This is a genomic window from Blautia sp. Marseille-P3087, from assembly GCF_900120195.1.
Lineage (GTDB): Bacteria > Bacillota > Clostridia > Lachnospirales > Lachnospiraceae > Blautia_A.
Map to the genome: position 1 here is coordinate 3,042,424 of NZ_LT635539.1, position 13,755 is coordinate 3,056,178.

General features: G+C 43.7%; 10 protein-coding genes. 8 read left to right on the plus strand and 2 right to left on the minus strand.

The features are described from left to right. Positions 1-6: 6 nt before the first annotated feature. The 3 genes from nifS (at position 7) to BQ7344_RS14520 (ending at position 4,173) form a co-directional block, all read left to right on the plus strand. Positions 7-1,191 carry a cysteine desulfurase NifS gene (gene nifS, locus BQ7344_RS14510; RefSeq protein ID WP_072523117.1) on the plus strand — a complete coding sequence of 395 codons (1,185 nt, stop codon included), beginning with the start codon at positions 7-9 and terminating at the stop codon, positions 1,189-1,191. Between the two features lie 62 nt (positions 1,192-1,253). Further along, a complete protein-coding gene (gene nifU, locus BQ7344_RS14515) occupies positions 1,254-1,694 on the plus strand; it encodes a Fe-S cluster assembly scaffold protein NifU (protein ID WP_015541142.1) in 441 nt (146 codons plus the stop codon). Between the two features lie 28 nt (positions 1,695-1,722). Further along, the gene (locus tag BQ7344_RS14520; RefSeq protein ID WP_072523118.1) at positions 1,723-4,173 is read left to right on the plus strand and encodes a cation-translocating P-type ATPase; all 2,451 of its coding nucleotides are present in this window, start codon (positions 1,723-1,725) and stop codon (positions 4,171-4,173) included. Positions 4,174-4,278: 105 nt separating this feature from the next. On the opposite strand, the gene BQ7344_RS14525 is transcribed toward BQ7344_RS14520, so the two are convergent. Both BQ7344_RS14525 and BQ7344_RS14530 read right to left on the minus strand, forming a co-directional pair. Beyond that, complete coding sequence (locus BQ7344_RS14525; protein WP_143143571.1) at positions 4,279-6,561, minus strand: alpha-amylase family glycosyl hydrolase; 2,283 nt, start codon at positions 6,559-6,561, stop codon at positions 4,279-4,281. Between the two features lie 46 nt (positions 6,562-6,607). Further along, entirely contained in the window at positions 6,608-7,426 is an 819-nt protein-coding gene (locus tag BQ7344_RS14530; RefSeq protein WP_200793052.1) for a histidinol-phosphatase HisJ family protein, read from the minus strand. Between the two features lie 211 nt (positions 7,427-7,637). Between BQ7344_RS14530 and gap the strand changes: the two genes are divergently transcribed. From gap to BQ7344_RS14555, 5 genes are all read left to right on the plus strand, one after another. Continuing rightward, positions 7,638-8,657, plus strand: a complete 1,020-nt coding sequence (gene gap, locus BQ7344_RS14535) for a type I glyceraldehyde-3-phosphate dehydrogenase (RefSeq protein WP_015541145.1) — start codon at positions 7,638-7,640, stop codon at positions 8,655-8,657. Between the two features lie 142 nt (positions 8,658-8,799). Then, positions 8,800-9,993 (plus strand): phosphoglycerate kinase, encoded by a 1,194-nt coding sequence (locus BQ7344_RS14540; protein WP_072523119.1) that lies wholly within the window; start codon positions 8,800-8,802, stop codon positions 9,991-9,993. Positions 9,994-10,208: 215 nt separating this feature from the next. Further along, entirely contained in the window at positions 10,209-10,958 is a 750-nt protein-coding gene (gene tpiA, locus BQ7344_RS14545) for a triose-phosphate isomerase (protein ID WP_022387864.1), read from the plus strand. Between the two features lie 226 nt (positions 10,959-11,184). Beyond that, positions 11,185-12,480: a homoserine dehydrogenase gene (locus BQ7344_RS14550; RefSeq protein ID WP_072523120.1), complete on the plus strand. Its 1,296-nt coding sequence runs from the start codon at positions 11,185-11,187 to the stop codon at positions 12,478-12,480. 43 nt (positions 12,481-12,523) lie between these two features. Further along, positions 12,524-13,672 (plus strand): DUF2974 domain-containing protein, encoded by a 1,149-nt coding sequence (locus tag BQ7344_RS14555; protein ID WP_072523121.1) that lies wholly within the window; start codon positions 12,524-12,526, stop codon positions 13,670-13,672. The last annotated feature ends 83 nt before the right edge of the window (positions 13,673-13,755 follow it).

Genomic DNA, 13,755 nt, shown 5'->3' on the forward strand with positions numbered 1-13,755 from the left:
AAAAATATGAGTAAATTAATATATCTGGATAACGCAGCCACAACAAAAACTGCACCGGAAGTCGTTGATGCAATGCTTCCGTATTTTTCTGAATTTTATGGAAACCCGTCCAGTATTTATGATTTTGCCCAGAAGAGCAAAGAAGCAGTGACAAAGGGAAGACAGCAGATCGCGGATGTTCTGAATGCAAAAAAAGAAGAAATTTATTTTACAGCAGGTGGAAGTGAAGCGGATAACTGGGCACTGAAGGCTACTTTTGAAGCATACAAATCAAAAGGAAATCACATTATTACAACAAAGATTGAGCATCATGCTATTCTTCATACATGTGAATACCTCGAAAAAGAAAGAGGCGCAAAGATCACATATCTTGACGTAGATGAGAATGGTATCGTACGTCTGGACGAACTGGAAAAAGCAATTACACCGGAGACCATTCTGATTTCCGTAATGTTTGCAAACAATGAGATCGGATCTATCCAGCCGATCAAAGAGATAGGACGTATTGCCAGAGAACACGGCATTCTGTTCCATACAGATGCAGTACAGGCATTCTGCCAGGTTCCGATCGATGTAGACGAATGCAATATTGATATGCTGAGCTCCAGCGGACACAAGATCAACGGACCAAAAGGAATCGGTTTCCTTTATATCCGTAAAGGCGTAAAAATCAAATCTTTCGTACACGGCGGTGCACAGGAGCGTAAACGTCGTGCCGGTACAGAAAACGTTCCGGGAATCGTAGGATACGGCGCAGCAGCAGAACGTGCAATGAAAAACATGAAAGAACGTACCGAAAAAGAAATCGAACTGAGAGATTACCTGATCAATCGCCTTACTACTGAGATCCCATACTCCAGACTAAACGGTGACAGAGTGAAGAGACTTCCAAACAACGTTAACGTAAGCTTCCAGTTCATCGAAGGTGAATCCATGCTTCTGATGCTTGATCAGAACGGTATCTGCGGCTCAAGCGGATCTGCATGCACATCCGGTTCTCTTGATCCGTCTCATGTACTTCTGGCAATTGGACTGCCTCATGAGATCGCACATGGTTCCCTGAGACTTACCTTAAGTGAAGAGACAACCAAAGAAGATCTGGACTTTACAGTAGATAAACTGAAAGAAATCGTACAGTATCTGAGAAGTATGTCTCCACTGTATGAAGACTTCATGAAACACCAGAAGTAAATAACAGAATCTAAATAGTATTTACGGTAGATACAAGACAATAACAGGAGGAATTAAATATTATGTACAGCGAAAAAGTAATGGATCATTTCCAGCATCCGAGAAATGTAGGAGAAATCGAAGACGCCAGCGGTGTAGGAACAGTTGGTAACGCAAAATGCGGAGATATCATGAGAATGTTCCTTGATATCGACGATGAGACACATATCATCAAAGAATGCAAATTCAAAACATTCGGCTGTGGTGCAGCTGTTGCAACAAGCAGTATGGCTACAGAAATGGTAAAAGGTAAGACTATCGAAGAAGCAATGCAGATTACGAACAAAGCTGTTATGGAAGCTCTGGACGGACTTCCGCCGGTCAAAGTACACTGCTCACTTCTTGCAGAGGAAGCAATCCACGCTGCACTGTGGGATTATGCACAGAAACACGGCATTGTAATCGAAGGTCTGGACAAACCAAAGTCTGATATCAGCGAAGGAGAAGAGGAAGAAGAGTATTAATAACTGCGGCTGATTGTGAGGTGAAAAGTTGACAGGACTTACAGACGAACAGGTAAATGCACGAATTGCAGAGGGGAAGGTCAATGCAGATGAAAATCCGAATACCCGAACCTATAAGCAGATCGTCAGAGAAAACACACTGACATTTTTCAACTTTCTGAACCTTGTACTTCTGGTACTGGTTCTCCTGGTGGGCTCTTACAAGAATGCGTTCTTTGTATGTATCATTATCATTAATACGCTGATTGGTATTGCTCAGGAAATCCGTGCCAAAAAAACAATCGATAAGCTGGCAATTCTTACAGCCAGAAAATCCGTTGTTATCCGTGAAGGACAGAAATGGACCGTTCCGACGGAAGAACTGGTACTTGATGATGTGGTCTGTCTTAAGACCGGTGATCAGGTGCCGGCAGATGCCCGTATACTGGAAGGCAGCCTGGAAGTAAACGAATCATTACTTACAGGAGAATCGGATAATCTTCCGAAGAATGAAGGAGACGAACTTTTTTCCGGAAGCTTTGTAACATCAGGAGAAGCGTGCTGTCAGATCATTCATGTAGGCAAGGATAATTACGCAGCACAGATCACCAGCGAAGCAAAGGAATTTAAACGACACAATTCCGAACTGAAAAATTCCCTGAATGCGATCCTGAAAGTGATCAGTATTATTATTGTGCCGCTCGGTGCACTGCTGTTTTATAAGCAGTATTATATCGTAGGTGATACATTCAGAGACTCCGTAGTGAGCATGGTAGCCGGAGTCCTGGGAATGATTCCTGAGGGACTTGTCCTTCTGACCAGTGTTGCACTGACCCTCGGTGCTCTTGTACTTGCAAACAAAAAGACACTTGTACAGGAACTCTACTGTATCGAGACACTTGCAAGAGTCGATACGCTCTGTCTGGACAAGACCGGAACGATCACAGAAGGAACCATGTGCGTAGAGCGTGTGGAACCATATGTAAGTACAGGACGAGTTGAGACAGCTGCGACAGAATCTGAGCCCTCAGAAAGCCCGGAGGCAGAAGCGCAGGGACAGGTTGCAGCAGATCCTGCTTTCGGAGATGACATCAATACCGTCATGGGAAACATGATGTATGTGCTCAAAGATCAGAATGCGACGATAGATGCACTTCGTAAGTGCTTTCCGGCAAGGCAGGGCATGACGCTGGAACATGTGATTCCATTTTCTTCTGACCGTAAATACAGTGGTGCTGTTTTTGAAGAAAAAGGCACTTATCTGATGGGAGCAGCGCAGTTTTTGTTTCCGGAGGATAATGAAGAACTGACGGAGAAATGTCAGGCTTATGCAGAAGAAGGACTGCGAGTGCTTGTACTTGCACACAGTTCTCAGAATGCGGAAGGGACAGAACTTCCGGAAGGACTGGAACCGCTGGCTCTGATGCTTCTTACCGATGTAATTCGTGAAGAAGCACCGGATACGTTGGCTTTCTTTGACAGCCAGGAAGTCGACCTGAAAGTAATTTCCGGTGATGATCCGGTGACAGTTGCTGCGATTGCGAGACGTGCCGGACTTAAGAATGCGGACAGCTATGTAGATGCGACAACACTGACAACTGAGGAAGAATTACAGGATGCAGTGGCACAGTACAGCGTGTTCGGACGTGTGACACCACAGCAGAAGAAAGCAATGGTCCAGGCATTGCAGTCTCAGGGGCATACAGTTGCGATGACCGGTGATGGTGTCAATGACGTACTTGCCCTGAAAGAAGCGGACTGCAGTATTGCAATGGCGCAGGGCAGTGATGCGGCAAAGAATATTGCGAATGTGGTACTTCTGGATTCCAATTTTGCTTCCATGCCACATATCGTAAATCAGGGGCGAAGAGTTGTAAACAACATTCGTACAGCAGCATCGATGTTCCTGATCAAGACGATGTTTTCGGTTATGTTGTCTCTGCTGACGATCTTTTTCGGAAATGCATATCCGTTCGAGCCGATTCAGATGTCACTGATCAGTGCATGTGCGGTTGGTATCCCGACATTTCTTCTTGCACAGGAGAATAACTACGAAAAGATTGACCATACGTTTTTACGACATGTATTTATCAATGCTTTTCCGGCAGCGATTACGATCACATTCTGTGTATTTGCAGTAATGCTTGTCTGCCAGAATGTATATCATTCTATGGCAATGCTGAATACCGCATGCGTCCTTGTGACAGGATGGAATTACATGGCAGCATTAAAAACAGTCTATGCACCGCTTAATACGTATCGCAAGGTGATTATCTACGGTATGCAGTTTATTTTCTTTGCAGCGGCTGTTATTTTCCAGAAACTGCTTTCACTTGGTTCTCTGGATTTCGGTATGATCATCCTTGTATTCATACTGATGACATTTGCACCGGTATTGATCGATGTGATTACGGTCTGGCTGAAAGGCATTTATGCCCGTTCCCTGGATCAGGAAAATCCGGGACGCTTTACCGGATTCATCGACAAACTTCGTAAATAGAATATATGATATCCAGAATAGGATATTAACAATAAGACATTAAGAAAGGCTCTGGTCATTATCATTACGACCGGAGCCTTTTGGCATGGTTTTATGGAAAAACTTTTATTTTTTACTTCTGCACAGCCAGTAGCATCCGAATGCCGGAATCTGCACGCCTTTGGCTTCCAGTTCACGGCCGGAAATGAGGTCTGTGTACATGCCGTCTTCCTCATTGATCCAGGCTACTTTATCGTTTTCGCTGAAGTTGTAGATTCCGATAAATTTCTCTTCATCATTTTCACGTACAAAAGCAAGAATTGAATTATCCCATGTGTCGATGGTATGAAACGGTACATTGCTGTTAAATACGCTGTGACTGGTACGTATGTGTTCCAGCTTATCAAGTGCAGGGAAGAGTTTGCCCTGTACAGTAGCCGGATCATTACGGTTTTCAGCCAGTTTCCAGTCAAAGTTTCCTCTGTGGAGATAACGGGAATCGGCAGCTTTTTCCGGATCATCTTTGTAAGTATAATCATTTACCTGACCGATCTCGTCACCACTGTAAATTACCGGGATACCGGACTGGGAAAGCATAAATGCATGCAGTGTAATGTCATAACGGACAGCTCTGTCTACACCCTCCTGATTTCCTTCAAATCCAAAACGTTCAATACCGCAGAGAGAAGCAGTAGTTCCACAGAGTCTTGCATCACCAAGACGTGGATCATCGTTATAAAGTTCTCCTCGTGCAAAGGAATTCGGATATTTTCCTGTAAGGAAATCATTCAGGTATTTCTTATGAGGGACTTCCTGAATACCGAAGTTTTCCAGATATTCATAATCCAGTCCCCATCCGATATCGTCATGGCAGCGGAGATAATTTTGGAATACGTAGTCTCTTGGAAGGTTTGAGATGATATCCAGCTGGCGGCGCAGCAGAGAAACATCTTTGGTTGCAACTGTGTGCCAGGTGCTTGCCATAGTTGTTACATTGTACAGCAGATGACATTCTGGTTTCTCGACAGTTCCGAAGTATGGAACAACCTTTTCAGGAGCCATAACAACTTCTCCGAGAAGAAGTATGCCCGGGCATACAATCTCACAGACCATACGCATGATACGTACAATGGTGTGAACCTGTGGAAGATTGCGGCAGTTGGTTCCAAGCTGTTTCCAGATATATGGTACAGCATCCAGACGAACGATATCCACACCCTGGTTGGCAAGATACAGCATATTAAAGATCATTTCATTGAGAACAATCGGATTGCGGTAATTCAGATCCCACTGATAAGGATAGAAGGTAGTCATAACATGTTTATGAAGATCTTCCAGCCAGGTAAAGTTGCCAGGTGCAGTAGTTGGGAAAACTTCCGGGCAGGTCTGCTCATATAAAGAAGGAATATCATAGTTGTCAAAGAAGAAGTAACGGTCTTGATATTCTTTTTCTCCATTTCGGGCACGTTTTGCCCATTCGTGATCTTCGGATGTATGGTTCATGACGAAATCCAGGCAGACGTTAATGCCGCGTTTGTGGCAGGCTGCAGTCAGATCTGCAAAATCATCCATGGTTCCGAGTTCTTCCTGGATTTTACGGAAATCAGCAACCGCATAACCGCCGTCGCTGCGTCCTTTCGGGGAGTCAAGAAGCGGCATCAGATGCAGATAATTAACATTGCATTCCTGAACATAATCCAGTTTGGATTCCAGATTGGAAAGAGTACCGGCAAATGCATTGACATACATCATCATACCGGTAAGATCATTGCGCTTGTACCATGTCGGATCTTTTTCGCGTTTCAGATCAGATTCTTTCAGGGCATCGCCACGCATGTCGTAGAACTTCTTGAGTACTTTCAGAAGATCGTTCAGGTGCATTGTGACATATGGATTGTCCTGATACAGTTCACAGTAGAGCCATTTCAGTTCGTCGAGATGGCGGGCAAGACGCTCACAGTAAATTCTGTTATCATCGCGTTTATTTTCAAGTCTGACCGGATCGGATTTTGCAGTCTCGACTTTGACAGCCTCGGTTTTCTTGGTTTCCACCTTAACCGGCTCAGTCTTTTTCGTCGCGACTTTAGCAGCCTCGGTTTTCTTAGTCTCAACTTTAATCGGCTCAGTCTTTTTTGTCTCAACTTTAACCGGCTCAGTCTTTTTTGTCTCGACTTTGACAGCTTCAGCCTTCTTGGTTTCAACTTTAACCGGCTCGGTCTTTTTTGTCTCAACTTTAATTGGTTCAGTCTTTTGGGTTTGCACCTTAACCGGCTCAACTTTCTTAGTCTCCACTTTTAACGGTTCGACAGTTTTAGTTACTTTTTTGATGGGTTCTGCTTTTGGTGCGGCAGTCTGTGCCGCAGAAGCTCTGGCAGCTTCACGCTTTTTCTGAAGACGTTTTTTTGCCATAATAAATAGCCTCCTTTTGTATCTTTATCTGAAAATTAATTAATAGCTATAATTTAATAAATTCCGGCTTGCGGTTTTGGAATACAGTATAGTATTTAAAGCCGCTTTCTGCAAGTATGGCGGCAGCTTTGTCAAAATCATAGGCGATTTTGTCCGGAGCATGTGCATCGGCTCCGACCGTGATGATTTCGCCGCCAAGTTCACGATAACGGCGGATGACGGCACGGCATGGATTCGGCTCCCCGAGACCATAATGAAAACCACCTGTATTCAGCTCGATTCCGAGATTTTTGTCAATGACTGTGCGCAGGATCTCATCCAGAATATCCTGATAACGTTCATAGGAATATTCTCTGTTCTGATTCGGACCATAGCGGACTATATAGTCAATATGTCCGTAAACATCCATTCCGGAAAAAGCGTTAAGATTCTCAAGAATAGATTCAAAATATTCACGGTAACACGCGGATTCCTCACGATTTTCAAAAAAAACTCCATAATATGGATCATAACCATGAACCACATGAGAAGAACCAATCACGAAATCAAAAGGCATTGTCTTAAGAAGTTCGTTCAAAGAATCGGCAAGATGTGGCTGCAGTCCCAGCTCAATGCCGAAATGTATATTCAGTTTTGAACGGTATTTCTCCTGAAGTGAGCAAAGCGTTTCTCTGTATGCATCCAGATCAAGTTCAAATGTTTCATTATCCGGTGTTGGTGGGTAATCAGGATCCAGATGTTCTGTAAAACAGATGCCGGAGAGATTTTGTCGGATCGCCTCATGAATCATATCTTCCATAGATGTGTCTGAGTCAGCAGAAAAAGAAGAATGCATATGGCAGTCCCATAAGATCTGATTTGACATTTTTGTATCCTCCTTTGCATGGACTGACATTATTATAGCATGTAAAAATAGTTCCTGCTATGGTTTCATTTCTATATTAAAACATTTTTATCATGTTTTTTTATAAAATGGTCTTGAATTTTTGTACAAGATTCGATACAATATGCAATAGGTTGACGTTTCTTTAACAAACGCCATAAATCAACCATTTAATTCATAGGAGGAATTTATCATGGCAGTAAAAGTTGCAATTAACGGATTTGGCCGTATCGGTCGTCTGGCTTTCCGTCAGATGTTTGGAGCAGAAGGATTTGAAATCGTTGCTATCAACGACCTTACATCCCCGAAAATGCTGGCTCACTTATTAAAATATGACTCAACTCAGGGAAGATACGCTCTGGCTGACAAAGTAGAAGCAGGCGAAGATTCCATCACAGTTGACGGAAAAGAAATCAAAATCTATGCAAAAGCTAACGCTGCAGAACTTCCTTGGGGAGAAATCGGTGTAGACGTAGTTCTTGAGTGCACAGGTTTCTATACATCCAAAGACAAAGCTCAGGCTCATATCGATGCAGGTGCTAAACACGTTGTTATTTCCGCTCCGGCTGGAAACGACCTTAAGACAATCGTTTACAATGTAAACCATGAAGGTCTTACAAACGAAGATAAAATCATCTCCGCTGCATCCTGTACTACAAACTGCCTTGCACCAATGGCTAAGGCTCTTAACGATCTTGCACCGATCAAATCCGGTATCATGTGCACAATCCACGCTTACACAGGTGATCAGATGACACTTGACGGACCGCAGAGAAAAGGCGATCTGAGAAGATCCCGTGCAGCTGCAGTTAACATCGTTCCGAACAGCACAGGTGCTGCAAAAGCTATCGGTCTGGTTATCCCGGAACTGAACGGCAAACTTATCGGATCTGCTCAGCGTGTACCAACCCCAACAGGTTCTACAACAATTCTTACAGCAGTTGTTGAAGGAAACGTTACAAAAGAACAGATCAACGCAGCTATGAAAGCAGCTTCTAATGAATCCTTCGGATACAACGAAGACGAAATCGTATCCAGCGATATCGTTGGTATGAGATTTGGTTCTCTGTTCGATGCTACTCAGACAATGGTTCTTCCACTTGAGAATGGCACAACAGAAGTACAGGTTGTTTCATGGTATGACAATGAAAACTCCTACACAAGCCAGATGGTTCGTACAATCAAACACTTTGGCAAACTTCTGAACGCTTAATTAGAAGCCGAGTAGCACTCAGATGTGACAGATATCAGTTATCTGACACATATGAATAAGACTCAGAGAAGGGTCCGGTCTTGAATAGGACCGGGCCTTTTTGTCTGTATAAAGTTAAATATTTATAAGGAGGCATAACAAGATGCTGAATAAGAAATCTGTTGATGACATCAACGTAAAAGGCCAGAAAGTCCTCGTAAGATGTGACTTCAATGTACCTCTGCAGGACGGTAAAATTACAGATGAGAACCGTCTGGTAGCAGCTCTTCCTACAATCAAGAAGCTTGTTGCAGATGGTGGAAAGATTATCCTTTGCTCCCACCTCGGAAAACCGAAGGGAGAGCCGAAACCGGAACTTTCTCTCGCACCTGTTGCAAAACGTCTCACAGAGCTTCTCGGCCAGGAAGTTAAATTCGTTCCGAGCCCGGTTGTTGTAGATGACACAGTAAAAGCAGCAGTAGCTGATATGAAAGACGGCGAGATTATTCTTCTTGAGAATACTCGTTATCGTGCAGAAGAGACAAAGAACGGTGATGAATTCAGCAAAGAACTTGCTTCTCTTTGTGATGTATTTGTAAACGACGCATTTGGTACAGCTCACAGAGCTCACTGCTCTAACGTTGGTGTTACCAAATATGTAGATACAGCAGTAGTTGGATATCTGATGCAGAAAGAAATCGATTTCCTTGGAAACGCTGTAAACAATCCGGAAAGACCATTCGTAGCTATCCTTGGCGGAGCTAAAGTTTCCAGCAAGATCTCTGTTATCAACAACCTTCTTGACAAAGTTGATACTCTGATCATCGGTGGTGGTATGTCCTACACATTCTCCAAAGCACTTGGCGGACATATCGGTAACTCCCTCTGCGAGGATGATTACCTTCAGTATGCATTAGACATGCTTAAGAAAGCAGAAGAAAAAGGCGTTAAGCTTCTTCTTCCGGTTGACAACAGAATCGGAGATGATTTCTCCAATGACTGCAACATCCAGATCGTAAAACGTGGATGCATCCCGGATGGCTGGGAAGGAATGGACATCGGAACAGAAACAGAGAAAATCTTCTGTGATGCTGTAAAAGATGCCAAGACAGTTGTCTGGAACGGACCGATGGGCTGTTTCGAAATGCCGAACTTTGCTCATGGTACAGAAGCAGTTGCAAAAGCTCTTGCTGAGACAGATGCTACAACAATCATCGGTGGCGGTGATTCCGCAGCCGCAGTCAATATCCTTGGCTATGGCGACAAGATGACTCACATCTCCACAGGTGGCGGTGCTTCTCTGGAATTCCTCGAAGGTAAGGAGTTACCGGGCGTAGCAGCAGCTAACGATAAGTAAAAAGCTTAGTGATTGACAAGCCGTAGGCGCAGGCAGAGCTTAGCGTTTACTTAGTTCGCCGCTCTTAATGAACACAAGTCGCAGACGTAGTGTGAATTTAGTGCCAGGCGAACAATGGCTTGGCTCACAATTACTGCTTCTTTGAATACAATATCTGATAGTTTGAGAAAAATCGAACTACCTTATAATACTTACAAATTAAGGGAGATAAGAAAATGGCAAGAAAGAAAATTATCGCTGGAAACTGGAAAATGAACATGACTCCAAGCGAAGCAGTTAAATTAGTTGAAACCCTGAAACCACTTGTACAGAACGATGAAGTTGACGTAGTATTCGGTGTACCGGCTATCGACATCGTTCCTGTAGTTGAAGCTTGCAAAGGCACAAACATCGCTGTAGCAGCAGAAAACATGTACTTTGAAGAAAAAGGTGCATACACAGGTGAGATCGCTCCGGCTATGCTCGTGGATGCAGGCGTTAAATATGTTATCCTCGGACATTCCGAAAGAAGAGATTACTTCGGAGAAACAAACGAAGACGTTAATAAGAAAGTCCTTAAAGCTTTCGAACACGGTATCACACCAATCATGTGCTGTGGAGAATCTCTTGAGCAGAGAGAACAGGGCATCACAATGGACTGGATTCGTCAGCAGGTTAAAGTTGGTCTTCAGAACGTAACAGCAGACCAGGCTAAAACTATGGTTATCGCATACGAGCCAATCTGGGCTATCGGAACAGGCAAAACAGCTACAAGTGAACAGGCTCAGGAAATCTGCAAAGGTATCCGTGATTGTGTAGCAGAAATCTATGATACAGACACAGCAGCAGCTATCCGTATCCAGTACGGCGGATCTGTAAATGCAGGAAATGCAGCAGAGCTGTTTGCAATGGGCGATATCGACGGTGGTCTTGTTGGTGGAGCTTCCCTCAAACCAGACTTCGGAAAGATCGTTAACTACAAATAATTCATACAAAAACATACAGCCAGATACTTCAAACCGCATCGGTCAGAGGTATCTGGTTTTTTGATGTATTATGAAATTGCTCCGTAATGTTCCTATTACATCAAAAATTTTTCATACACGCACAAATGTCCGCGCTTGACAAAATCCATTTTATACCATACTATTAGACACATGGTAGAAATAATCCCTGAACTTTAAGGGACGAGGAGAAAGGAGCCATTCCAAAATGGAGAAAAAAGTGATTCGTGCAGCCCTCCTGGGATTTGGTACAGTAGGAACCGGCGTATATAAAGTACTGGAGAAGCAGAAAGAGGAGATGATTCCGAAGCTTGGAAGTCAGCTTGAAATCAGCAAGATTCTGGTACGTAATCTGCAAAAAGCAGCATCAAAGGTAAAAAATCCTGAGATTCTGACAAACAACTGGGACGAGATCGTAAAAGATCCTGAAATAGATATTGTAATTGAGCTGATTGGCGGAATCGAACCGGCAAGAACCTACATACTTGACGCATTAAATGCCGGCAAACATGTAGTAACAGCCAACAAAGACCTGATTGCAGCTCATGGAAAAGAACTTCTCGATGCAGCAGAAGCAAACCATGTGGATTTCCTGTTTGAGGCAGCAGTAGCCGGTGGAATTCCGATCATCCGTCCGCTGAAAGAATGTCTGGCAGGCAATCATATGGCAGAAGTAATGGGAATCGTCAACGGAACGACCAACTTTATCCTCACAAAGATGACACAGGATGGTATGGAATTTAAAGATGCCCTTGCCCTTGCTACAGAGCTGGGTTATGCCGAGGCAGACCCGACTGCAGATATCGAAGGTTTTGATGCCGGACGTAAGGTGGCAATCCTTGCATCCGTAGCGTTTAATTCCAGAGTTGTATTTGATGATGTTTATATCGAGGGAATCACAAAGATCACAGCCAAAGATATCAAATATGCTAAAGAAATGGGATGTGACATAAAACTTCTGGGAGTTGCAAAGAATACAGAAGACGGAGTAGAAGCTTATGTATGCCCGATGCTGATTCCGAGCAGCCATCCGCTTGCATCTGTCAATGATTCCTACAATGCAGTATTTGTAAACGGTGACGCAGTAGAGAATGCAATGTTCTATGGTCGTGGTGCTGGAGAATTCCCGACAGCAAGTGCGGTAGTTGGGGATCTTTTTGAGATCGTAAGAAACATTCAGGCAAATTGTTGTGCACGTATCGGATGTACCTGCTACAAAGAACTTCCGGTCAAAAAAATGGCAGATACCTGCAACCGTTACTTTATGAGACTGATCGTAGAAGACCGCTGTGGTGTACTGGCTGAGATGACCGCAGTATTTGCAAAATATGGTGTCAGTGTGGCTCAGATCATCCAGAAAGCAGCAAGAGATGAAGGAAGCGCAGAAGTTGTTGTGATCACTGCAAAAGTTCGAGAGGGAGATTTCCGTACTGCAATGGAAGAACTGAGTGGAAGAAGCTCTGTACGTAAGATCAGCAGCATGCTTCGTGTGTACGGAGAATAAAATATAAATCATACCTTAAGTTATTTTCGAGAAGGAGAAGCTTATGGGAAATATTATGGATTATATCAGCTGGAGAGGTGACCTTACTTTTGCACAGTCTCCATTTAATGAGGTGGATAACCTGATTCTTGCCTGTTTTTCGTATGTGAATCTTGACAGGATTCCGGCGGTGACCAGACAAAAAGGAATAGAACTTAAAAAACTGGTCAAAGAATTTAAGAAATTACACACGATAAAAGAACTGGAGGCGGATAAATCATTTATCCGCCTGGCTCCGTTTATGATGTTTGAAATGGCAGAATCCGTCCGGTTTGGTAATTGTGTGATCCGAAACTATGTCAATGAGATCGTTACAGAAGCGGAACAGCAGTTTTCGGCTGTGGAGATCGTGCTGGAAGACGGAACTTCTTATATTTCTTTCCGTGGCACGGATGATACCATTATAGGCTGGAAAGAAGACTTCAATTTAAGTACCGGTGTCGTTCCGGCTCAGGAACGTGCAGTTGAATATATGCAGCGGATTTCTGACAAAGCCTCCGGGATGCTGCGAGTAGGAGGACACTCAAAAGGTGGAAATCTTGCAATTTATGGCTCTGTCATGTGCAAAAGTGTGCATGATAAGATTCTGGAAATATATTCGAACGACGGGCCGGGATTTTCAAAGGAATTTCAGGATTCTCCTGAGACAGCAGAGATGATGCCGAAGATTATCCGGATCATCCCGGAATATTCCATCATAGGAACACTTCTCGAACATGAGAAAAAGCCGATTATCGTGGCAAGTACCAGCAGAGGACTTCTTCAGCATGATGGTTTTTCATGGGAAGTGCAGGGGCCGGGTCTTGTCAGACGAGACAGCCTGAATAAAACAGCGCTACGTTTTATCGAGATCCTTCACAAATGGATCGACGGAATGGACACGGAGCAGAAGCGACTTTTAATTGAAGACCTTTTTGCAACACTGCAGGCATCCGGCTGCGAAAACTTAAGTGAAGTACAGTCGGGCGGAATCAAGAGCCTTGCGGCCATGGTGAAACGACTGGATAAATTTGCACCGGAATCAAGGGGAATGATGCAGGAACTTCTGACCGCGATCTGTGGCGGCTGGCTGGAACAGCTTCAGGAGAATACAAAGGATAGGATATCTGCGATTCCACAGAGCTTTTCCGATAAAATCCTTGAAAAATTCTAAATTTTTGGTACTATATAATAGGAAAAAACATACAAGCTGACACTGCATGAATATGCAGAAAAACTATACAATAGAAGGAGAAT

Excerpts from the sequence above, each read along its gene's own strand:
- nifU (WP_015541142.1), top strand. The coding sequence starts at position 1,254 with ATGTACAGCGAAAAAGTAATGGATCATTTCCAGCATCCGAGAAATGTA.
- BQ7344_RS14555 (WP_072523121.1), top strand. The coding sequence starts at position 12,524 with ATGGGAAATATTATGGATTATATCAGCTGGAGAGGTGACCTTACTTTT.
- gap (WP_015541145.1), top strand. The coding sequence starts at position 7,638 with ATGGCAGTAAAAGTTGCAATTAACGGATTTGGCCGTATCGGTCGTCTG.
- BQ7344_RS14540 (WP_072523119.1), top strand. The coding sequence starts at position 8,800 with ATGCTGAATAAGAAATCTGTTGATGACATCAACGTAAAAGGCCAGAAA.
- tpiA (WP_022387864.1), top strand. The coding sequence starts at position 10,209 with ATGGCAAGAAAGAAAATTATCGCTGGAAACTGGAAAATGAACATGACT.
- BQ7344_RS14525 (WP_143143571.1), bottom strand. The coding sequence starts at position 6,561 with ATGGCAAAAAAACGTCTTCAGAAAAAGCGTGAAGCTGCCAGAGCTTCT.
- nifS (WP_072523117.1), top strand. The coding sequence starts at position 7 with ATGAGTAAATTAATATATCTGGATAACGCAGCCACAACAAAAACTGCA.
- BQ7344_RS14530 (WP_200793052.1), bottom strand. The coding sequence starts at position 7,426 with ATGTCAAATCAGATCTTATGGGACTGCCATATGCATTCTTCTTTTTCT.
- BQ7344_RS14550 (WP_072523120.1), top strand. The coding sequence starts at position 11,185 with ATGGAGAAAAAAGTGATTCGTGCAGCCCTCCTGGGATTTGGTACAGTA.